This window comes from Kitasatospora sp. NPDC036993 (genome assembly GCF_055607525.1).
This window is the reverse complement of sequence record NZ_JBVJRP010000015.1, coordinates 180362-202666: the sequence shown is the minus strand read 5'-3', so window position 1 is coordinate 202666 and position 22305 is coordinate 180362. Positions and strand designations below refer to the sequence as shown.

19 protein-coding genes are annotated in these 22305 nt (G+C 72.0%); 17 read left to right on the top strand and 2 right to left on the bottom strand.

Features of this window, described 5'->3' with window-relative positions; genetic code table 11:
* Window positions 1-158: 158 nt before the first annotated feature.
* From ACZ7C5_RS28805 to ACZ7C5_RS28750, 12 genes are all read left to right on the top strand, one after another.
* Entirely contained in the window at window positions 159-1025 is an 867-nt protein-coding gene (locus ACZ7C5_RS28805; RefSeq protein ID WP_401090044.1) for a diiron oxygenase, read from the top strand.
* On the top strand, window positions 1025-1870 hold the full coding sequence (locus ACZ7C5_RS28800; RefSeq protein WP_401090045.1) for a class-II aminoacyl-tRNA synthetase family protein: 846 nt from the start codon (window positions 1025-1027) through the stop codon (window positions 1868-1870). Before ACZ7C5_RS28805 ends, ACZ7C5_RS28800 begins: the two co-directional genes overlap by 1 nt.
* A gap of 94 nt (window positions 1871-1964) precedes the next feature.
* Entirely contained in the window at window positions 1965-2213 is a 249-nt protein-coding gene (locus tag ACZ7C5_RS28795) for a phosphopantetheine-binding protein (protein WP_401090047.1), read from the top strand.
* An 11-nt stretch (window positions 2214-2224) separates the two neighbouring features.
* Entirely contained in the window at window positions 2225-3052 is an 828-nt protein-coding gene (locus ACZ7C5_RS28790; RefSeq protein WP_401090049.1) for an SAM-dependent methyltransferase, read from the top strand.
* Window positions 3053-3079: 27 nt separating this feature from the next.
* Window positions 3080-4039, top strand: coding sequence for a 3-oxoacyl-[acyl-carrier-protein] synthase III C-terminal domain-containing protein (locus ACZ7C5_RS28785; protein WP_188300241.1), 960 nt, complete (start codon window positions 3080-3082; stop codon window positions 4037-4039).
* Window positions 4036-5403: a preATP grasp domain-containing protein gene (locus ACZ7C5_RS28780; RefSeq protein ID WP_470323739.1), complete on the top strand. Its 1368-nt coding sequence runs from the start codon at window positions 4036-4038 to the stop codon at window positions 5401-5403. Before ACZ7C5_RS28785 ends, ACZ7C5_RS28780 begins: the two co-directional genes overlap by 4 nt.
* A complete protein-coding gene (locus tag ACZ7C5_RS28775) occupies window positions 5400-6674 on the top strand; it encodes a type III PLP-dependent enzyme (protein ID WP_401090053.1) in 1275 nt (424 codons plus the stop codon). The genes ACZ7C5_RS28780 and ACZ7C5_RS28775 overlap by 4 nt, the downstream gene beginning before the upstream one ends.
* 167 nt (window positions 6675-6841) lie before the next feature.
* The gene (locus tag ACZ7C5_RS28770; RefSeq protein WP_188300238.1) at window positions 6842-7096 is read left to right on the top strand and encodes a phosphopantetheine-binding protein; all 255 of its coding nucleotides are present in this window, start codon (window positions 6842-6844) and stop codon (window positions 7094-7096) included.
* An 11-nt stretch (window positions 7097-7107) separates the two neighbouring features.
* Window positions 7108-7971, top strand: a complete 864-nt coding sequence (locus ACZ7C5_RS28765; RefSeq protein ID WP_470323738.1) for a hypothetical protein — start codon at window positions 7108-7110, stop codon at window positions 7969-7971.
* On the top strand, window positions 7971-8618 hold the full coding sequence (locus ACZ7C5_RS28760) for a hypothetical protein (protein WP_401090056.1): 648 nt from the start codon (window positions 7971-7973) through the stop codon (window positions 8616-8618). The genes ACZ7C5_RS28765 and ACZ7C5_RS28760 overlap by 1 nt, the downstream gene beginning before the upstream one ends.
* Window positions 8611-9771: an acyl-CoA dehydrogenase family protein gene (locus tag ACZ7C5_RS28755; protein WP_401090057.1), complete on the top strand. Its 1161-nt coding sequence runs from the start codon at window positions 8611-8613 to the stop codon at window positions 9769-9771. The genes ACZ7C5_RS28760 and ACZ7C5_RS28755 overlap by 8 nt, the downstream gene beginning before the upstream one ends.
* A gap of 76 nt (window positions 9772-9847) precedes the next feature.
* Window positions 9848-10291, top strand: coding sequence for a holo-ACP synthase (locus ACZ7C5_RS28750; protein ID WP_401090059.1), 444 nt, complete (start codon window positions 9848-9850; stop codon window positions 10289-10291).
* A gap of 80 nt (window positions 10292-10371) precedes the next feature.
* On the opposite strand, the gene ACZ7C5_RS28745 is transcribed toward ACZ7C5_RS28750, so the two are convergent.
* Entirely contained in the window at window positions 10372-10911 is a 540-nt protein-coding gene (locus tag ACZ7C5_RS28745; RefSeq protein ID WP_188299621.1) for a TetR/AcrR family transcriptional regulator, read from the bottom strand.
* A 91-nt stretch (window positions 10912-11002) separates the two neighbouring features.
* On the opposite strand from ACZ7C5_RS28745, the gene ACZ7C5_RS28740 reads away from it, so the two are divergent.
* Entirely contained in the window at window positions 11003-12277 is a 1275-nt protein-coding gene (locus ACZ7C5_RS28740; RefSeq protein ID WP_470323737.1) for an MFS transporter, read from the top strand.
* Window positions 12278-12313: 36 nt separating this feature from the next.
* Window positions 12314-14188: an asparagine synthase (glutamine-hydrolyzing) gene (gene asnB / locus ACZ7C5_RS28735; RefSeq protein WP_188299623.1), complete on the top strand. Its 1875-nt coding sequence runs from the start codon at window positions 12314-12316 to the stop codon at window positions 14186-14188.
* 147 nt (window positions 14189-14335) lie between these two features.
* Here asnB and ACZ7C5_RS28730 read toward each other — a convergent pair whose 3' ends face one another.
* Window positions 14336-17980 carry a WGR and DUF4132 domain-containing protein gene (locus tag ACZ7C5_RS28730; RefSeq protein WP_470323736.1) on the bottom strand — a complete coding sequence of 1215 codons (3645 nt, stop codon included), beginning with the start codon at window positions 17978-17980 and terminating at the stop codon, window positions 14336-14338.
* Window positions 17981-18367: 387 nt separating this feature from the next.
* Between ACZ7C5_RS28730 and ACZ7C5_RS28725 the strand changes: the two genes are divergently transcribed.
* The 3 genes from ACZ7C5_RS28725 to ACZ7C5_RS28715 are packed head-to-tail and all read left to right on the top strand — an operon-like array spanning window position 18368 to window position 22303.
* Window positions 18368-19393 carry a LacI family DNA-binding transcriptional regulator gene (locus tag ACZ7C5_RS28725; protein WP_470323735.1) on the top strand — a complete coding sequence of 342 codons (1026 nt, stop codon included), beginning with the start codon at window positions 18368-18370 and terminating at the stop codon, window positions 19391-19393.
* A 1-nt stretch (window position 19394) separates the two neighbouring features.
* Window positions 19395-20990, top strand: a complete 1596-nt coding sequence (locus ACZ7C5_RS28720; protein ID WP_401090345.1) for an FAD-dependent oxidoreductase — start codon at window positions 19395-19397, stop codon at window positions 20988-20990.
* Window positions 20991-21022: 32 nt separating this feature from the next.
* A complete protein-coding gene (locus ACZ7C5_RS28715) occupies window positions 21023-22303 on the top strand; it encodes an ABC transporter substrate-binding protein (protein ID WP_401090347.1) in 1281 nt (426 codons plus the stop codon).
* Window positions 22304-22305: the final 2 nt, after the last annotated feature.

Genomic DNA, 22305 nt, shown 5'->3' with positions numbered 1-22305 from the left:
TGCCGCTCCGATATGGCCGTATGTGGCCACACCACATCAGGTCATTGCGGCGCCCGCCGGGGCGTCCTTACCTTCGAGGAGTGCCGGAAAACGGCACGGCATCGGGAGCCACCGATCACCGCGGGGTGGCCCGGGAAAACTCGGAGGTCAACGCCAGCATGGTCAGCAAACTGATCGACCAGGACGGCCGGTTCCTGGAAATCCTGGACCGTCTGACCACGAAGTCGATCGACGACTACTACAACCCCTACAAGCTCTTCGAATGGCCGGACAGCCTGCCCGAGGAGATGTGGTGGATGAGTCCCGAACTCACCACCACCCACGGGACCGAGGCCGCCCGGCGGCTCACCGAAAAGCAGCTCCACGCGCTGTCGCGTTACGAGAGCATCAATTTCTACAGCCTCAATGTGCACGGTATCCGGGAACTCCTCATCGAGGTCACCAAGCGGATCCACACCACCGGCTTCGAGACGCCCTCGGACTTCTTCCACCACTTCATCGGTGAGGAGAACGAGCACATGTGGTTCTTCGCCGAGTTCTGCCTGCGCTACGGCGGGAGGATCTACCGGCAGCCGGCCGGGGCGACCGTCGAGATCCCCCGCTCGAACGTGGAGAGCCTGCTGGTCTTCGCCCGGATCCTGATCTTCGAGGAGCTGGTCGACCACTTCAACTCCCGGATGGCGCTGGACGACCGCCTGCACGAGACGATCCGGGGCATCAACCGGATCCACCACCAGGACGAGTCCAGGCACATCGCGTTCGGCCGGGAACTGGTCTCCGCGCTGGCCACCGACGTCAGGCAGACCTCCACCGAGGAGGAGATGCGGGACGTCGCCACCTACATCCGGCGCTACATGACCTACAGCTTCGAGACGCTGTACAGCCCGCAGGTCTACCGGGACGCGGGCATCGAGAAGCCGCACGACCTGCGCCGGCAGCTCCTGGAGTCCCCGCAGCGCGCCGAGTTCGAGAAGAGCGTCTTCCGCAAGACCGCCAAGTACCTCGAGAAGACGGGTCTCATCTGATGGCCGGCACCGCCCCGGGATCCGCCGACCCCTCCCGCGGACTGGTCATCCTCGACCCGGACCAGACCGACCTGCTCCTCGAACTCGACCGGACGTTCGCCGGCTGGGGCCGCGCCGCCGGGGCCCGCGAGATCCTCCCGCCGCCGCTGTACCCGGTGTCGGACCTGGAGAAGTTCGACGTCTACACCAACTTCCCGCACCTGGCCTACGTCGGTGCCGGGCTCGACCTGGAGAGCGGCGAGAACAAGCCCGTCGACGGCACGTTCGCACCCGCCGCCCTGCGCGGCGCGCAGGTCGGCCTGTCGCACGCGACCTGCTACAGCGCCTTCCTGTACTACGAGAACTCCGTCGTGGCCGCGGACGAGCTGATCACCCTGGTCAACCGCTGCTTCCGCAACGAGGAGCACTACGAGGGCCTGCGGCGGCTGCTCAGCTTCCAGATGCGCGAGGTCGTCGCACTCGGCTCGTACGAGCACACCCAGCAGGTCCTCCAGTCCTTCGCCGAGCGGATCGCCGCGTTCGCCGACGCGCTGTCCCTGCGGCTGGAGAAGGTCCCCGCCTTCGACCCGTTCTTCCAGAACGACGGCGCCCGCGCACTGCTCCAGAAGCTCAGCCCGGTCAAGTACGAGTTCCAGGCCGGCGACCTGGCCATCTCCTCCGTCAACACGCACCGCAACTTCTTCGGCGAACGCTGCGACATCCGCGGGCCGGAGAACGAGTTCGCCTTCACCAGCTGCGTGGCGTTCGGCCTGGAGCGATGGCTCTCCGTCCTGACCGACCTGCACCACGGCGACGCGGTCGAGGCCCTGGACGCGGTGCGGACCGCGGCCCGGCAGGTCTCCTGAGGGGCGGAGCCCCCCGAGCAGTTCCCGTACGCCCCCGAGCACATCCGGCACGGCCCGGGCACGCCCGGATCGACCCAACACCCCAGGAGTGGCAATGGCTTCGGCAGGAATCGACCAGGTCCGCGATTGGATCCTGGCCAAGCACCCGGAACGGGAGTCCATCGCGCCCGACGAGAACCTCATCGAGAGCCGCCTCGTCGACTCGCTCTCCTTCGTGGAGCTGGTCTACACGATCGAGGGCGCCAGCGGCGTCGAGATCGACTTCGACACCATCCAGATGCAGGACCTCCAGACCCTCTCGTCGATCGAGAAGGCATTCTTCGCCCCGGTCCGACTCCCGTAGGAGGTGTCTCCATGGAAGCTGTCTCGTACACGGCCCAGTGGACGGCCGCGGCCCGCGCCGTCGAATCCGAGCGTCCCGGCGACGCCATGTTCCAGGACAGGTTCGCGCGGGACCTCGCGGCCCCGCGCGGCTTCGAACTCCTCGACAAGTACGGCGGCGGCGGCCTGATCCCGTTCATCGCCATCCGCACCAGGTACCTGGACGACAGCATCGAGGCGCTGCTGGAGGAGAGCGGCATCCGGCAGGTCGTCCTGGTCGCCGCCGGGATGGACACCCGGGCGTTCCGGCTGGCCTGGCCCAGCGGCACCACGGTGTACGAGGTCGACCACGGCGGCCTCATCGACGAGAAGCGCACCCGGCTGGCCGCGCTCGGCGCCGAGCCCACGGTGGAGCGCCGCGAGGTGTCGGCCGACCTCGCCACGGAGTGGCTGCCCGCGCTGCACGGCGCCGGCTTCGACCCGGAACTGCCCACGCTCTGGGTCGCGGAAGGACTGATGTTCTTCCTCACCGAGGAGCAGGCCTCCCACCTGCTCGGTGTCCTCGGCTCGGTCTCGGCCCCCGGCAGCCGGCTGGCCGTCGACTTCGCCAGCCGGGCGCTGCTGCGCAGCCCCTTCTCCAGGGCCTTCCTGGCCGGACTGCGCGAGGACGGCACGCCCTGGCTCTTCGGCACCGACGAGCCGGAGGAGTTCCTGGCCGGCACCGGCTGGAAGGTCCGCGAACTGCGCGAGCCGGGCGAGCCCGGCGCGGGCCAGGGGCGCTGGCCGTACGAGGTGCAGCCCCGCGACCGCCGGGGCGTGGCGCGCAGCTGGCTGGTCCGCGCCGAGTTCTCCGGCCGCTGAGGAGAGGCGAATGAGAGGAGTACCCGGATGAGTGGCGCGACCACACTGGAGCGGATCGAGTCGTTCCTCCCCGAACGGAGCGTGCGGATCGACGACCTCGCCGACAGCCTGGGGCTGCGCCGCGCCGAGGTGGGCGTGTTCCGGAAGATCTACGGCCTCGACCGGCTGCGGTTCGACCCGGACACCGGCCTCCTGGACCTGGTGCTGCCCGCGGCCCGCCGGGCCCTGGCGGCACTTCCCGAGGGACGGCGGGTCGACTACGTCGTCTACGCCCACACCATGCAGACCCTCGCACCGCCGCACATCGACGCCGCCCGGGCCATCCGGGCGAAGCTGGGGCTGCACGACGCCGAGGCGTTCGCCCTCACCCAGCAGGCGTGCGTCAGCAGCCTCGGCGCCATCGACCTGGCCGGCGAACTGCTGCGGGCCGAGGCACCCGAGGGCGCGTACGCGCTGATGGTGACGGGGGAGCGGGCGTACTCCCCGAAGGTCCAGCTGATCCCGAACAGCGCGATCATGGCGGACGCCGCCTCCGCCTGCCTGCTGACCGTCGGCGGCCCCGGCGACGAGGTGCGCTCCTACCTGACCCGCACCCTCGGCGAGTACGCGGCGGGCCTGGAGATGACCCCGGAGGAGATCAACGGCTTCGGCCACGACTACGCCACCGTGCTCGGCGAGGTCATCGAGGAGTCCGTCCGCCGGGCCGGCCTGACCTTCGACGAGATCGACATGGTCATCCCGCACAACGTCAACGCCGTCTCCTGGCGCCACACCATCAAGCAGATGGGCGCCGACCCGGACCGCTTCTTCCTGGACAACATCCCGCTCTACAGCCACTGCTTCGCCTCGGACGTGTTCCTCAACTACACCACCCTGCGCGAGCAGGGCCGGCTGGTCGACGGCGGCCACTACGTGCTGGTCTCGGTCGGCCTGGGCGCCACCTTCGGCGCCATGGTCATCACCCACCGCGAGGGAGACACCCGATGACCGGCACCGCCTACACGGCGGACCTCAAGGAGGCGCTCACCGGCGACCGCGAGGCGCGGTTCGTCTGGCTCTGCAACTTCGAGGTGGAGAACCAGTGGGCACACGGCCACACCGGGCTCCCGGCGGCGCGGATCAGCGCCACCGCCGCGACCGTGCAGCGGATGGAGGAGCTCGGCGCGCTGCTCGCCGAGCCGACCGACCACCTGCTGCTCGACCGCCCGCTGGACCCGGGCTACCGCGCGTACACGGAGAAGACCGGGCTCGGCGCGCCCACCGAACTGATCACCCGGGCCCCGGCCGGCGAGGGTGGCACCAGCCGGGCCGTCCTCGACTCCCCGGAGCTGCTGGACCGGCTGCGGGTGCTCGCGGGCGGCGGCGCCTACCTGATGCCGATGGGCAACTCCCCCCTGGAGCAGGAGATCTGCCGGCGGACCGGACTGCGCCCGGCGGTGCCCGACCCGGAGACCTCGGCGCGGGTCAACAGCAAGATCTACAGCCGCCGGCTGACCGAGGAGCTCGGCCTGCGGTCCATTCCCGGCTTCACCTGCGAGACGGTGGGCGAACTCCACCGGGCGCTCGACGAGTCGCTGCGCGACGGCGGACCGGTGATCGTCAAGGACGCCTACGGCGTCTCCGGCAAGGGCCTGATCGTGCTCGACAGCCGGAGGAAGGCCGACCGGCTGCTGCGCATGGTCGACCGCCGGGCGCACACCAGCGGCGACGACACGATCCACGTCGTCGTCGAGCGCTTCCTGCCCAAGCGGTTCGACCTCAACTACCAGTTCACCATCGCCAGGGACGGGCGGGTGAGGTTCGACTTCGCCAAGGAGGCACTGACCGCCGGCGGCGTCCACCTCGGGCACGTCATGCCCGCCGCGCTCTCGCCCGCCCAGCACGAGACCCTCGCCGACGCCGCCGGGCGGCTGGGCGCCCGGCTCTACGAGGACGGCTTCTTCGGCGTCGTCGGCGTGGACGCGCTGCTCGGCCAGGACGACCTGGTGTACCCCGTCCTGGAGATCAACGCCCGCCTGAACATGTCCAGTTACCAGGGGCAGGTCACCGAGCGCTTCCTCGCCCCCGGCGGGGCCGCGCTGGCGAAGCACTACCCGCTGCGGATGTCCGCCCCGGTCTCCTTCGACGAGGTGGCCCACGCCCTCGGGGACCTCACCCGCCCGCCGGTCGACGGCACCGGGCTGGTCGTCACCTGCTTCGGCACGGTCAACGCGCAGGCCGGCACCTCGCTCCCGTTCGACGGCCGGCTCTACACCCTGCTCTTCGCCGCCGACCGGAACGGCCTCAGCGACCTCGACCGCAGGGTCTCCGGGGCGCTCCACCGTCTCGGCACCACCGAAAGGACGCCATGAACACCAGCGAACTGAGGGTGCAGGGGGTACCGGTCTCGCAGATCGCCGAGGAGTTCGGCACCCCGCTGTTCGTCTACGACGCCGAGGTGCTGCGCACCGTCTACCAGTCGCTGCGCGAGGGGCTCCACCCGGCGGTGGACGTCTTCCTCTCGCTCAAGGCCAACCCCAACGTCTCCGTCTGCGGATACCTCGGCTCGCTCGGCGCCGGCGCCGAGATCTCCTCCCTGGTCGAGCTGATGACCGTCCGACGGGCCGGCATCGAGCCGGAGAACGTGATCTTCCTGGGGCCCGGCAAGACCCGCGCCGAGCTGGAGGCGTGCGTCGCGGCGAACCTGCACGCCATCGTCTGCGAGTCACTGGACGAGCTGCGCCTCCTGGAGGAGATCGCCGAAGCGGCCGGGCGCGAGGAGGTGCCGGTCCTGCTCCGGGTCAACCCCGACTTCCACACCAAGGGCTCGGGCCTCGCGATGAGCGGGAAACCGCGCCAGTTCGGCATCGACGCGGAACTGCTGCGCCGCTCCCGCCCGGTGATCGACGCACTGCGCCGGGTCCGGGTCCGCGGCTTCCACGCCTACATGGGCACCCGGTTCCTGAACGCCGACGACCTGGTGCACAACACCCGGCAGATCCTGGCGATCGCCGAGGAGCTGGCGCAGACGCTCGGCATCCCCCTGGAGACCGTCGACTTCGGCGGCGGCTTCGGCGTCGCCTACTTCGACAACGAGAAGGACCTCGACCTGGGGGCCGTCGTCGCCGGCATCAACGAGGTCGTCGAGCCCTTCGTCCGGGCGCACCCCGGCTGCCGGCTGATCAACGAGCTCGGCCGCTACCTGACCGCGCAGGCCGGTACGTACGTGGTGCGCGCGCTGTACGTGAAGGAGTCCCTCGGCGAGCGCTTCGTGGTCGCCGACGGCGGCACCAACCACCACATGGCGGCGGTCGGCGTCGGCAGCTTCGTCAAGCGCAACTTCCCGATCCGCTCGCTGACCAGGTACCGGGACGAGGCCGGCGACACGTACACCGTCACCGGGCCGCTCTGCACGCCCAACGACGTCATCGGCAAGAAGGTCGCCCTGCCGCCGGTCGAGGCCGGCGACCTGCTGGGCGTCGAACGCTCCGGCGCCTACGGGCCGACCGCCTCCCCCGGACTCTTCCTCAGCCACGGGTTCCCGGCCGAGGTACTGGTCCACAACGGCGCCGCGCACCTGGTCCGGGAGCGGGACCGGCACGAGGAGATCCTCGCCAAGCAGCACCTCGTCGACTTCGGCTGACCGGTCGGCGGGCGCACCGGCCGCCCTGGCCGACCGCCCCTTTCGGCAGCCCTTGACGACAGCCCTTGACGCCGGCCCGCCCCGTAGTTCCGCCCCCCACGGCGCGACGAGCCCCGATCGCGCGACCAAGCCCACGACAGCCCCGGCACAGAGGAGTGATCCGGCACATGGAACGTCAGAACGTGGTGTCCGCGGTGGAGACCGCTCTCAGCGAGGTCCTGGAGCGCGCCGTCACCGGCCTCACCGAGGACGCCCGGCTCTTCGAGGACCTGCACCTGGACTCCACCTCCGTCCTGGAACTGCTGATGGTCCTGGAGGACACGGTCGACATCTCGGTGGACCCGGAGGCCCTGGACATGGACGACTTCAAGTCGGTCGGAACCCTCACCGACTACGTCCTGTCCCAGGCCGACGGGGCATGAGGGAGACCGCGATGTCCATGACCCTCCAGGCCGCCGGCGCGGTGCTCTCCCCGCCGAGCAGGCCGTACGACGAGGACCCGACGACGCTCTCCTACTACCGCGACCTGGTCGAGCCCTTCGGCCTGGAGGTGGCGCAGGACCTGCTGCGCTCCGCCCCGAACGTCACCCACCGCGACCTCGTCGACCGGCTCGCGGCGATCGAGGGCATCCGCGACAGCGCGCCCGACCTGGTGATCGTGGCGCAGGCGCTGCCCGACGTGACGCCGTTCGTCGCCATCGCGCCCTACCTCGACCGGCTGCTCGGCGGAGGGTCCGCCAACAACCTCGGCATCGGCCAGCAGGGCCTGGCCGCACCGTTCACCGCGCTGCGGGTCGTCTCCGCCTTCCAGCGGGCCGGCCGCAGCCGTACGGCGGTGCTCGCCGTCCTCGAACAGACCACCCTGCCGACCCGGTTCCCGCTGGTCCACGACAACGGGCTGGTCGACTCCGGGGTCGCGCTGGTCCTCGGCACCACCGGCGGGCCCCGGGTCGCGGGGGTCGAGACGATCCCCGCCACCGAGTCGCCCCTCGACCGGATCGGGGAGCTCGCCGCCAAGGACCCGGCGGGCACGCTGGTGGTCACCGGGCCCTGGTTCGACCAGCGCGGGCTGGACCAGGACGGCCCCCGGCACCGGGTGGAGCCCGGCAGCTACTGCACCAGCGTCTGGCTGGCGCTGGCCCGGAACTGGCGCTCCTGGCAGCACCGGTACACCACGGTGCTGCTCTGCGACACCGACCCGCGCTCCGGCGAGAGCCACCTGGCCGTGCTGTCCTCGGACTCCGCCGAGACCGGGGCCTCCGCCGAGACCGGGGCCTCCGGCGAGGGGGTGCTCTGATGCCGGCGGCGGACACCCTGCCCGGCACCGCGCCCGCGGGCCCTGCCGGCACCGACGGAGCCGAGGCCGCCGCGGCGGCCCTGCGGGACTTCGCCGCCGCGCTCGACGCCTGCCACGAGCAGGCCGGTCCGGGCGCGCCGGTCACCTCGCCCGGCGGCTGGGCCGTCGCCTCGGCCGGGCGCCTGCCGGAGGGCGCGCCGGTGCCGGGCGGCTCCGGCGCGCTCCGGGCGACCGGCTCGGGGACGCCGTCGCCGGACCGGGACCGGGAGCTGTTCGCCGACGGGTTGCTCCGGCTCCACCTGGAGCTGCTCCGCGAGCTGCTCGACGCGGTCGTCGTCCGGCTCGGCCACCGCACCTCGGAGGGCGCCAACCTGCTCAACCGACAGCTGGTGCGGAGCGCGGTGGCCGACGTCGCGCTGGCCCTCACCGAGGCGGCCGACCTGCTGGCGATCCCCGACCGCACCGCCGCACGCCGCCACCGGATCCACCGCGGGCTGGTGGACGCGGGCCGCGTCGCGATCAAGCTGTACGGCGCGAGCGGCTTCGTGGCCGACGGGCCCGGCCGGCTGCTGTACCTCGCCGAACTGCTCGGCAACACCTACCTCCTGCCGGACCGCCGAGAACGAGACGAGGACGGGAATGAGTGAGCCGAGCCCGCGCCGGACAGCCGCGCTCAGGTCCCACATCCGGGAGTTCGCGGGAGAGCTGCGCGGCATCGGCCTGGAGATCGACCGCGATCCGGAGGCGATCGACCGCTGGCTGCACCTCCCCGCCGTGGACATCATGCGCAAGGCCACCGTCCCGGTGGAGTACCTGGAGCAGCCCCTGCGCATCGGCGGACACACCTTCGACATGAGTTCGTGCCTCGAACACTCCATCGCCATCGAGGAGTTGAGCTACGGCGACGCGGGCTTCATGCTGGCCTGCCCAGGCCCGCTGATGTCCGGCGTGGCAGTCGCCGCGCTGGGGGACGACAAGCAGCGGCAGGCCTACTACGAGCGCGTGGCGGCCCCCGGGTCGACCTGGACCTTCTTCGGACTGACCGAGCCCGGGAAGGGCTCCGCCGCCACCGAGCTGGAGACGGCGCTCACCCCGGACGGGGACGGATTCCGGCTGAACGGCGCCAAGCGCTACGTGGGCAACGCCGCCTTCGCCCAGCTGGGCGTGGTGTTCTGCCGCCGGGCACCGGGCCCGCTCGGCATCGAGGCGGTGCTGCTGGACACCACGGCGCCGGGCCTGCGGGCCGAGCTGATCCCGACCGTCGGCCTGCGCGGCGCGCGGATCTCCGCGATCCGGTTCGAGGACGTACGGGTAGAGCGCGAGCAGATCCTCGGCTACGAGACGCTCAAGCCCAGCCGGCGCGGGCTGGTCGGCGCCATCCGGACCCTCCAGCGGTTCCGTCCGGTGCTCGCCGGGACGGCGTTGGGGCTGGTCCGCGCGGTGCTGGACCACGTGCGCGAGGAGCGCCCGCGGCTCACCGGCACGGCGCGGCTGCGGCTGGACGATCTGGTGGACGCCCTCACCGCGCTGCGGCACCGGAACTACGAGGTCGCCGCCGCGATCGACGCGGGCGAGGTGCGCGCGGACCGGATCGCCGGGGTCAAGACGCGCGCGGCGGAACTCGCCGAGCGCAGCACCCTGGCCGCCGCCGAACTGCTCGGCCCGGGCTCCCTGCTGGCGGATCCGCTGCTCGACAAGCTGTACCGGGACGCGCGGGCCTTCGAGTTCATGGAGGGCACCGGGCACATCCAGCGGCTGGCCGTCTTCCAGGGCGTGCTCAAGGGCACGTTCCTCCGGTGAGCCCGGTGAGCCCGGTCTCCGCGAGCGCCGTGCGGGCCCGGTGCGTCCGGCCGCCGCGCCCGGAGGTGGGCTGACGGTGTGGATCGGTGTCGACGTCCTCCAGGAGGACGAGCTGGCGGCGCTGCTCGGCCGGCCCTGGTTCCGGGCGTACGCCTACGCGCCGGCGGAGCTGGAGATCGCGGACTCCTACGGGGCCGAGCGGGCCCGGGAGTTCCTCACCGGCCGGTTCGCCGGCAAGGAGGCCGTGCTGAAGGTGATCGGCACGGGCTTCGGCGGGGGAGTGACCCCCCGGCAGGTGGCCGTCCTGCGCGCCGCCGGCGGGGCTCCGGTGGTCCGGCTCGGCGGCCGGGCCGCACAGCGGGCCCGGGAGCGCGGCATCGCGCGCATCGGGCTCTCGATCACGCACAAGCGGGGCCTGGTCATCGCCGCCGCGATCGGGACACCGGACGGTGCCGCGGTCGACGCTCCGGCGCCGGTGGCCAGGGCCGGGCACCGGCCCCGGCCGACGAACGGACAGTGAGAGGAGGAGAATCCGTGCCGCGACCGTCACGACCGTCACGACCACCGGAGGACCGGCCCGCCCCGGGCCGGGGGCGGCGCTCAGCCGAGGAGCCGCTCCGCCATCCGGCGGGCCAGCAGGGCGGGCCCGCCGTCGCGCTCGCGCATCGCCGTGACGATGGCCCCGTCCATCAGCAGGGCGAACTGCGGGGCGAGTTCGGAGTGCCGGCTGTGCCCGGCGGCTTCGAGCAGGCGGTCGAGGAAGTCGGTCACCGCCTGCTTGTGCGCTCCCGCCAGCCGGTACACCTCGCTGGCGGGGTCGAATATCTCCGCCATGGCGTTGATGAACGCGCAGCCGTGGAAGTTGACGTCCGTCGCCCCCTCCGCCAGGGCGTCGAAGACCGCCAGTGGTCCGCCCCCGTGGGCGTCCACGGCGTCTTCGAGCCAGCTGCGCCAGCTCTTGTCCCGGCGTTCCAGGACGGCCGCCAGCAGGGCGTCCTTACTGGCGAAGTGCCGGTAGAAGGAGGCCCGGCCGACTCCGGAGACGGCCAGCAGTCTCTCCACGCCGACGGCGTGGATCCCCTCGGCATAGAAGAGCTCCTCCGCGGTCTGGAGGAGACGGTCGCGTGCATGGGTCGCCATGGGTCCACGGTAGCGGATCTTGACCGCAAACGGCACCGAGCGGTACCGTTCTCTTGAATAGAACCGATCGGTACCGAATGAAGGAGGGCCCATGGCCCGGCTGACCGCTTCCGACGAGGGAACAGCATTAGTGGACGACGACGACGCCGGGGCGGCGAAGGCGAGGAGTGCGTGGCGAGCCGTCCTGGTGCTCGGCTTCGGTACCTTCGCGCTCGGTACGGACGAGTTCGTGCTCGCCGGGGTGCTGCCCGAGTTCAGCAAGTCCCTGGACGTCTCGATCGCCACCGCCGGCCAGACCGTCACGGTGTTCGCGCTGACCTGCGCCGTGATGTCGCCGGTCCTCGGCACCCTGACCGCGGGCTGGCCCCGCCACCGGGTGCTCAAGCTCGCCGTCCTGCTGTACATGGCGGGCGTGATCGCGACCGGGCTCGCCCCGTCCTTCGCGATCGTCCTGGCTGCCCAGGTGATCGCCGCGGCGGGCGCCGGCCTGTACATCCCCGCGGCCAGCGTCACGGCCGCCAGCCTGGTCGAACCCGAACGCCGGGGCCGGGCCATCGCCGCGGTGACCACCGGGCTGACGGCGGCGACGGCCCTGGGCGCGCCGATCGGCACCGTGGTCGGCAGCGTCCTCGGCTGGCGGGCGACGATGTGGTTCATCACGTTGCTGACCGTGCTGGGCCTGCTCGGGGTGCTGGCCCTGGTGCCCCGGGTGTCGGTGCCGGCTCCCGGCGGGCTGCGCCAGCGGCTCGCCCCGCTCGGCGACCGCCGGGTGGTCACCGTGCTCGCGACCACGCTGGTGGCCTTCACCGCCGCGTACATCGTCTACACCTACATGGCCGAGGTGTTCTCCTCCGCGACCGGCGGCAGCGGCACCAGGCTGGCGATCCTCATGTTCGCCTTCGGTCTGACCGGGACGGTCGGCAACTTCTACGCCGGCTCGCTGGTCGACCGGATCGGCGCCCGGCCGGTGGTGGGCGGCGCCATCGCGCTGCTGGCCCTCAGCCTCCTCGTCCTCCCGCTGTCCACCGGCACCTACCCGGCCGCGCTGGTCGTCATCGTCGCGTACGGTGTCGCGGCCTGGGCCATCACGGCCCCGCAGCAGACCCGTCTGATCACCCTCGAACCCGAGTCCGCACCCCTGCTGATCTCGCTCAACGCGGCCTTCCTCTACCTCGCCATCGCCTTCTCCGGCGTCATCGGGGCAGTCGGCATGAGCTCGATCGGCGCGAACCGGATCAGCTTCATCGGCGTGGGGCTGGCCGTGGTCGCCCTGGGCCTGTCCGAGCTGGCGCACCGGTTGTCCTCGCGTACCGCGTCCTCGCGCACCCCGGCGGCGGAGCCGTCGGAGGTCGATACGCACCACTGAAATGCCCTCGATCACTCGACGAAAGGCATGCCCGAGATGTGTGGAATAGTCGGCTGGGTTGACTTCGGTCGCGACCTGACCAGGGAGGGAGCGACCGCGCAGGCCATGACGGACACCATGGCCTGCCGGGGACCCGACGCCGAGGGCGTCTGGACGGCTCCGCACGCGATGCTCGGCCACCGCAGGCTCGCGGTGATCGACATCGAGGGCGGTGCCCAGCCGATGATCACTCCCGAGACCGGTCCGGACGGGCAGCCGCTCGTGGTCCTCAGCTACAGCGGCGAGGTCTACAACTTCCAGGAGATCCGGGAGGAACTGGTCCTGCTCGGCCACCGCTTCCTGACCCGGAGCGACACCGAGGTGGTGCTGCGCTCGTACCTCCAGTGGGGGAGCGAGTTCGTCCACCGCTTCAACGGCATGTTCGGCCTGGCCATCTGGGACACCCGGACGCAGGAGCTGCTCCTGGTCCGCGACCGCCTCGGCGTCAAGCCGCTGTTCTACTACCCGATCGACGGCGGGGTGCTCTTCGGGTCCGAGCCGAAGGCCGTCCTGGCCAACCCGCGCAGCACCGCGACGCTCGACCCGGACGGCCTGCGCGATGCCCTCGCCCTCGCCCGGGTGCCCGGCCGGACCCCGTTGAAGAACCTCTACGAGGTGCGGCCGGGCCACATCCTGCGGGTCGGCCGCGACGGGCTGCGCGAGGAGCGCTACTGGTCGCTGGAGACCCGCCCGCACACCGACGACCTCGCCACCACCGTCTCCACCGTCCGCGAGCTCATCGAGGACGCGGTGAGCCGGCAGATGGTCTCCGACGTGCCGCTCTGCGCGCTGCTCTCCGGCGGCCTCGACTCCAGCGCCCTCACCGCACTGGCCCAGCGCTCGCTCGACGCCAAGGACGGCAGCCGGGTCCGGACCTTCTCCGTCGACTTCGTCGGACTGGCCGGGGAGTTCAAGCCCGAGCAGTTCCGGGAGGCGCCGGACGCCCCGTTCGCCGCCGAACTCGTCCGCCACGTCGGCACCGAGCACCGCGAGATCCTCCTCGACACCGCCCAGCTCGTCGACCCCGGCGTCCGCGACACCGTGCTGCGGGCCTGGGACCTGCCCTACGGCATCGGCGACCACGACCCCTCGCTCTACCTGCTGTTCAAGGCGGTCCGCGAGAGCTCGACCGTCGCCCTCTCCGGCGAGTCGGCCGACGAGGTCTTCGGCGGGTACCTCTGGTTCCACGACCCGGTGGCCTCGCAGGCCGACACCTTCCCCTGGCACGCCATCAACCGGGTGCCGGTGAGCGAGCAGGCGACCAGCTTCCTCGACCCGGGCCTGGTCAAGTCCCTCGACCTGGCCGAGTACGTCGCAGACGAGTACCGCACGGCCGTCGGCCAGGTCACCCACCTGCCCGGCGACAGCGACCTCGAACGGCGGATGCGCCTTGCCAGCCACCTCAACATCACCCGGTTCCTCCAGATGATGCTCGACCGCAAGGACCGGATGAGCATGGCGACCGGCCTGGAGGTCCGGGTGCCGTTCTGCGACCACCGGCTCGTCGAGTACGTCTACAACACGCCGTGGGCGTTCAAGACCTTCGACGGGCGGGAGAAGAGCCTGCTGCGCCACGCCACCAAGGACCTGCTGCCGCAGTCCATCGTGCAGCGCCGCAAGGCCCCGTACCCCTCGACCCAGGACCTCGGCTACGACCAGGCCATCAACCGCGAGCTCGCCCGGATCGCCGCCGACCGGGACGCCCCGGTGCAGCCGCTGCTGAACCTCGACGCCGTCCGGGCCCACCTCGCCGCGCCGGTCGAGAACGCCTACTCCATGATGCAGCGCTCGGTGTACACGGAGCCCCCGGTCCGGCTGGACGCCTGGCTCAGGCTCCACGACGTCCGGCTCGACGGCAGCCTGACCGCCTGACAGCCGGACCGGACCGGCCCGCCGGAGCGCCGGCCCCGGCGGGCCGCTCGGGTCGACGCGAGCGGGCCCCGGGCTGATCGCATCCGATCAGCTCGGGGCCCGCTTCCGCGTGCTGTCCCGACTGGTCGTCGGCGCGGTGGCGAGGGGTCACAGCGTGGTCAGCTCGGTGAGGTCGGCGATCACCTCGGAGGCGATCACCGGGTCGAGTTCGGCGAAGGTCGGGAAGGTGCGGTTGCGGGGCCAGTAGTCGTCCGGGCGCCTGTCGAGCCACACCGTTTCCACCCGCTGCTCGGGGTACGCGTCGAACCCGCCGATGGCGATGCCGTCCTCCGGGGCGATCACCACGTAGAGGTCGGGCCCGATCCGGCGGGACAGCCAGCGCTCGACGCCGTTGTCCTGGGGCTCGCCGCGCCGCCAGCCGCGCCGTTCCATGCCGACCAGCCGGGTGGTGGGCAGCACCGGACCGTTCTCGAAGCGGGTCAGGCGGTGGCCGGCCCGCTCCTCGTCGCTCAGCGCGTACACCGGGCGGCCGAGCTGACGGAACGGCTGCGGGATCTCGTGGTCGGCGAACAGCTCCGACCAGTCGGCGAGGCCCTCGCCGAGCAGGAGCGGGTGCGCCAGCCGGACGCGGGCCGTGGCCGGCAGCGCGAACGCCTCGTCCCGGACGTCCGCCAGGGTGCGGTCCTCGGCGACGCGGAAGGCCGTCACCGTGCCGTCCGTCTCGGACAGCCACACCAGGCGGCGCACCAGGTGCCACAGCAGCGGATGCCCGATCAGGAGCCGGTCGAACTCCTGTGCCGTCCACGAGCGTTGGGTGACCATCGCCTCCTCCAGGCGCCGGACCTGGTCCCCCGCCACCGCGCGGACGTCCTTCTTCAGCGCGGCGAAGCGCTTGCGTTCGGCGGGCGCCAGCTCGGCGTCGTCCCGCGCCCCCGGGGCGGGCAGGTCCTTGCGACGGGCGCCGGCCGCGTCCAGCACGTACGGCTTGAGCTGCTCGTCGAAGCCGACCGTGAACGTCCGGGGGCCGTAGTCGATGACGGTGGTCCCGTCGGCGTCCAGCCCGAAGTCCGGGACGAGACGGTCGGACAGCTGCTCCCCGGTCAGGCCGAGACCGGCCGCGACCTCGGATATCTTCTCCTGGGCGCGGGTCCTGAGCGCCTTGAACTTCACCCGCTGTGCGATGCCGTGCAGGTGCAGCAGGGCCGTGTCGGTGCCGATGGCGGCCAGCACCTCCAGGCCGTCCACCGCCCGGTGGTGCGCCCCCTCGCCCGGCCAGGCGCGGAGCACCGGCGTCAGCCGGCGGACCGTCTCGTCGTCACCGAAGCGGCCGAGCACGTGCAGCGCCCACCCGTCCTGGGCCGGCATGCCGACCAGCCGCCACTGCTCGAACACCGCCCAGCAGAACTCCGTCAGCGACCGCGGCTCGCACAGCAGGACGACCTCGTCGAGGCCCGGGTAGAACGCCCCGGGCGCGGACAGCGCGAGCATGGTGAGCACGTGCCGCACCGCTTCGGCGGGAAGGGCGCCCTCGCCGCCGCGCAGCAGGAGTTGGGGCAGCATCACCGGCTCCGCCCAGTCGCAGGGCGGGGGCAGCTTCGCCGGGAGCGCGGTCACCAGCGGGTCGGCCGACAGCAGCGCGCCCACGGCCTCCTCCGCCTTCGGCCCGTACTCGGCGGCCACCGCGCGGACCGCCGCCGCGCCGTGGGCCTCGGCGACCACCCGCAGGGCCTGCTCGGCGCCGAGCCGGGCCGCCCCGGCCTTCCCGAGCGCGGCGGGCACCAGCAGCCGGGCCGCGTCCACGCCGTGCCGGACGAACCAGGAACGCGCGGTGCTCCCGGCCGACTTGAGGCGCACCAGCCAGTCCGTCATGGTCTCGGCCACTCGGGCGTCCAGGTACGGAAGCAGCAGGGGCGCGTGCGTGGACGGGTGCCCCACCGCGGCGGCCCGGATCGGTTCGACGGCGTCCGTCCCGAATCGGGCGGCGACCCGGCGCAGGGAGTCCCCGGAGTCCCAGATGCGCTCACCGACGCGCCACTGCGCGAGCAGGGGCCGGGCCAACTCCTCGTCGCCGTAAGCGAACAGCGCGAGCTCGGCGTGCTGTCCGCCGCGCAGCCGGGCGTCCTCGGGCTGCCCGATCCGGGCCCGGATCGTGGCCGCGACCCGCTGCCAGTCCTCGTCCGACCAGCTCGTGTACCAGGACTCGGAGGTCGCCGCCCACGCCTCGCGCTCACCCGGCAGCCACCGCACCCGCGATTCCCGCGGCACGGCGAGGCCGGTCAGCACGCGGGGCCTGCCGGCGGAGCGCGGCCGCGTCCACGGCGGGCTGGTGAACAGCTCCGGCAGCGAGTCGGGGCCGACCTCCGGCACCCGCTCGCCGAGGTCGGTGAGCGGTTCGACCAGGGCCGCCTGCTCCGGCGTCAGCTCCGGCAGCAGTTCGAGGGCCGTCGCGCGGTGGACGGCGACGTGGCCGGTGAGGAGCTGCCGGGCGAGCTGCCGCGCGGCCGGGTCGGTGGAGGCCACCGCGGCCTCGGCGAGCAGGCGCACGGCACGCCGGGGGAAGCGGCGCAGACCGGCCAGGAGGGCGGCGCGGGTGGACTTGATGCCGTCCTGCTGGGCCAGCAGCCCCCGGAAGCCCTCGTCGGAGGGGAGTTCGGCGAGCGCGTCCAGGATCCGCTTCTTGCCCTCCTTGTAGTGGTAGCCGGTGGTCAGGTCGTGCAGCATCACCGGTGCCGCGGCGCTGCCGAGGCCCTCCGCCACGGTCGCGATGATCTCGGTTGACCATCCGTCATAGCCCAGGCTCGGCAGTGGGGAGAGCTTCTCCAGCGGTTCCGCCGAGGAGAGCGAGCACAGCAGCATCGACCACTCGACGGCGGCCGGCCGGGAGCCGGACGCGACGCACTCCTCGACCCAGGCGGTCTCGGACGGCACCAGGTACGCCGCCACCACCAGGCGGGTCAGGTTGTTCCGGCAGCCCGCCAGGGCCTCGACCGTCGCGCGGTGGGTCTCCCCGTCGCAGGCCGCCAGCAGCGACCGGACCCGGTCCGCGGCGGGGCGGTACACGGCGTGCCGCTGGTTGGCCCCGCGCCGGACGCGGGGGTGGACGGACCTCTGGTGGATCCAGTCGGTCTCGACGGCCGTCGTGAACAGCTCGACGGTGGCCCTGGCCGCGAACGGCAGGCCGAACTCCGCGACCCAGGCGTCCACGGCGGCGCGGATCCCGTTGTTGCCGGGATACGAGAACACGGCGGCGAGCACCGCCGCACCGAGTGGGTCCCGGCTGCCGGACCGGTGGGCGCGGGCGGCCGCGACCAGCTCCGGGTCGCTGTGCTCCGAGGCGAGCGTCTGCTCCAGCCAGTCACCCACCTGCCGCAGGCCGTCGCGGTACGCGGTCACCGGGGCCTTGCCCGGCGCGGACGGCTTCCGGGGAATGCCGCCCCGGCGCGGGACCAGGGCCCGGCGCCAGGCGTCCGGCATGACGAAGACGTCCTCGTCCTCGGGACCGGGGGCCTCGGCCGTGGGCGCGGACACGCCGGGCCGCGCCACGGGCACCGGATCCGCCGCGGCGCCCGGCTTCGTGCCCGCCCCCGCGCAGATCTCGCGGTAGCCCTTGCGCTCCTTCTCGGCGACCGCCTTGGCGACGTGCGCCCGCGCCTCCTCCGCGGTCGGGAACGCCTTGACCTGCTCCCGGCCGTCCGTACCGGACCGCCCGTACCGGACGGTCACCGCGGCACCGTCGACCGCGGCCTCCCAGAACTTGTCCGAGCCGCCCTCGACGAACTCCCAGCGCCGCACGGCCCCGCCCCTCTCCTCGAACCGATGATCAGGAGACGAACGTTAGCGAGCCCCACCGACAAGTCCCCGGCCGGCCGCCGCCGCACTCGCCTGTTTCTTCGAGTAACAGGGGGTAGTCGGTGCCAGGGCCCAGGGGAGGTCGCGGGTGCTCGGGTACCGCTCTGCCGAACACCGGATGAACGGACGCTTGCCACCTCGGGAACGCGGGGGAGGGGCAAATCGATCAGTGTCACGACATATCGACCACCTGCCTGAATTTTTCAAGTTCCCTGACGAAGTCCACCAGGACCGTTGACACCGCGTAACGCCCCGAGTAGCGTCACTGATCACCGAGTTGATAATACGTATTATCAGCGATGGCTTCAGTAGCCCCGGAGGAGTTCCCCCGTGTCAAGGATCACGCAGCGTGACATCGCTCGCCTCGCCGGCGTCAGCCAGGCGGTGGTCTCGCTCGTGCTGAACAAGAGGACCGACGCGACGACCCGCATCGCTCCCGAGACCAGACAGCGTGTCCTCGACGTGATCCGGGAGACCGGGTACGCGGCCGACCCGGTGGCCCGCCGCATGGTGCGTCAGCTCAACCAGATCATCGGCGTGTTCACCTACGAATCGGTGTTCCCGAGCACCAGCGCCGACTTCTACTACCCGTTCCTGCGCGGCATCGAGGAGTATGCCGAGCAGCTCAGGCGCGACCTGCTGCTGTTCACCAGCGCTCCGGTCACCGACGGGCGGCGCAAGGTGTTCCACGAGAACAACCGGCTGCGGATCGCCGACGGCTGCATCCTGCTCGGCCGGGACATCCCGCACGACGAGCTGGCCCGGCTGAACCGCGAGAACTACCCGTTCGTGGCGGTCGGCCGACGCGACGACGCGGGCGGCCCGGTGCCCTGCGTGGGGGCGGACTACGCCGCCGCCACCGAGCAGCTGGTCGAGCGGGCCCGGGAGCTCGGGCACCGGGAGTTCGCCTACGTCGGGGCGGGGGAGGGAGCGGAGTCCGCCGACGACCGGATGAACGGGTTCCGCGCGGGCACCCGGGGGAGCGGCCGGCACGAACGGACGGCCGGCCGATCCGCGGGGGAGACCCTGGACGCGCTGCTCGCCGCCGGGGTGACCACCGCCGTGGTCGAGGGCTACGGCGACGGGGTCGCGCTGATCCGGGCGGCCAGGGAACGAGGCGTCGACGTGCCCGGTGACCTGTCGGTCGTGGTGACCGGCGTACCGGCCGAGTCGCCGGACGCCGACATCGCGAGCACCGGCTTTCGCATTCCGCGCCGGGAGATGGGCTGGCAGTCGGTGGAACTCCTCGCCGCCTTACTGGAAGACGAGTCGGCCACCCCGCTCCAGCGGCTCCTGCCGTGCCACTTCGTCGAGGGACGGACCCTCGGCGAACCGAGAAAGGACCGTTTTGACTGAGATACGCAGCGACGTGCTGGTGGTCGGCGGAGGGCTGGGCGGCGTCGCCGCGGCCCTCGCCGCCGCCCGCGCCGGCCGGACCGTGGTGCTGACCGAGGAGTTCGACTGGATCGGCGGGCAGCTCACCAGCCAGGCGGTGCCGCCGGACGAGCATTCCTGGGTGGAGCAGTTCGGCGTCACGGCCGGCTACCGGGCCCTGCGCGACGGCATCCGCGACTACTACCGCCGGCACTACCCGCTCACCGAACGGGCCAGGGCCCGCCTCGAACTGAACCCCGGCGGGGGCTGGGTGAGCAAGCTCTGCCACGAACCGCGGGTCGCGGTGGCGGTCATCGAGGCGATGCTCGCGCCCTACCGCGCCGGCGGGCGGCTCACCGTCCTCCAGCCGTACCGGCCGACCGCCGCCGACACCGACGGCGACCGGGTGACCTCGGTGACCCTGACCCACCGCGACACCGGCGAGAAGGTCCACGCCACCGCCTCCTACGTGCTGGACGCCACCGAGACCGGCGACCTGCTGCCGCTCACCGGCACCGAGTACGTCACCGGCTTCGAGTCCGCCGCCGACACCGGCGAGCCGAGCGCCCCGCAGGTCGCCCAGCCGCTGAACATGCAGGCCGTGTCGGTGTGCTTCGCCATGGACCACGTCGACGGCGACCACACCATCGACAAGCCCGCGGACTACGACTTCTGGCGGTCCTACCAGCCCGAGGTGTGGGGCGGACCGCTGTTGTCCTGGCAGTACCCGCACCCCAGGACGCTGGAGCGGGTCGGGCACGACTTCAGCCCCAACCCCAGCGACGACCCGCTGGCGGTCATCGCCGACCAGCGCGTCAATCCCGGCAACGCCAACCTGTGGACGTTCCGCCGGATCGCCGCCCGACGCACCTTCACCGACGGCGCCTACGCCAGCGACATCACCCTGGTCAACTGGCCGATGATCGACTACCTCGAAGGCCCGGTCCTCGACGTCCCCGACGCCGCCCACCACCTGCGCCGGGCCAGGGAGCTGAGCTTCGCCTTCCTGTACTGGATGCAGACCGAGGCGCCCCGCCCTGACGGCGGCACCGGATTCCCGGGGCTGCGGCTGCGAGGCGACATCACCGGCGGCACCGACGGCCTGGCCCAGGCCCCGTACATCCGCGAGGCGCGCCGGATCAAGGCCGACTACACCGTCGTCGAGCAGGACCTCTCGCTCGCCGTCCGCGGGGAGCGGGGCGCCGTGCGGTACCCGGACTCCGTCGGCCTGGGCATGTACCGGATCGACCTGCACCCCTCGACGGGCGGCGACAACTACATCGACGTCGGCTGCAGCCCGTTCGAGATCCCGCTGGGCGCGCTCCTCCCGCAGCGGGTCGAGAACCTGCTGCCCGCCGGCAAGAACATCGGCACCACCCACATCACCAACGGCGCCTACCGGGTCCACCCGGTCGAGTGGAACATCGGGGAGGCCGCCGGCGCGCTCGCCGCCTTCTGCCTCGCTCACGGCACCCGCCCCCGCGCGGTCCGGGAGAACCCCGAGCTGCTCTCGGCCTTCCAGGACGAGCTCACCGCGGCCGGCGTCGAACTGCGCTGGCCCGACATCACGGGCTACTAGGCCTCCACGCACCACTGAGGGAGAACACCATGATGATACGTAGAGGGCTGGCCACGGCCGCCGCCGCGATGTCCGCAACGCTCGTCCTGGCCGCGTGCGGTGGAGAGGGCTCGGGGGACGACAAGGGGCCGGTGAGCCTGCGGATGACGGTCTGGACGTCCAACAAGCCGCACCTTCAGCTCTTCAACGAGATCGCCGCCGAGTACATGAAGTCCCACCCCGAGGTGAAGGACGTCAAGTTCGACCCGCTGCCGTTCGACAGCTACAGTACGGCGCTCACCACCCAGATGACCGGCGGCAACGCCCCCGACCTCGCGTGGGTCTTCGAGAAGGACGCGGCCGACTTCGTCAGCTCCGGGGCCCTGGTGCCGCTCGACGACACCCTGAAGCAGACCAGCGGCTACCAGTACGACGACCTGATCCCGAGCACCACCAAGCTCTGGAAGAGCGACGACAAGCTGTACGCGTACCCGTTCTCCACCTCGCCGTTCGGTGTCTTCGTCAACCGCGACCTGCTGAAGCAGGCCGGCCAGAAGACCCCGGACGAGCTCATCAAGGCGGGCACGTGGGACTGGACGACCGTGCTCGCCGAGGGCGCCGAGGTGCACCGCTCCACCGGCAAGGCCGGCATCGTGATCCGTGACTTCGAGTACAAGGACTGGGGCAACGCGGCCACCTTCTGGGGCGGCTGGAAGGCCGAGCCCTGGAGTGCCGACGGCAAGACCTGCACCTTCGACAGCCGGCCGATGGTCGACGCGATGACCACCCTGCACAAGGCGGCCTTCGAGGACAAGGCGATGCCGGGCCCCGGCGAGTCCGCCGACTTCTTCACCGGCGACGCGGCGATGACCATCACCCAGATCAGCCGGGCGTCACTGCTGGAGGGCGCCAAGTTCGACTGGGACCTGGTGCCGCTGCCGGCCGGACCGAGCGGCGACTACTCGGTGATCGGCCAGGCCGGTGTCGGCGTGGTCAAGCGGGGCGGCCACACCAAGCAGGCCAAGGACTTCCTCGCCTACTTCACCAACCCGCAGAACTCCGCCAAGCTCGCCGCCTACTTCCCGCCGCCGCGGGAATCCCAGCTCACCGCGGAGAACCTGGCCAAGACCAACCCGCTGCTGAAGAACGAGCAGCTCGAAAGCGTGGTCGTCAACGGCGTCAAGAAGGGTGTGGTCAAGCCGGGCCACGCCGGCCAGGCCGAACTCGCCCAGCGGGTCCGCGCCGGACTGGACCCGCTGTGGCAGCCGAACGCCGACGTCAAGGGCGTTCTCGGCGACCTGTGCAAGAACATCTCCCCGCTGCTGGAGAAGTGACC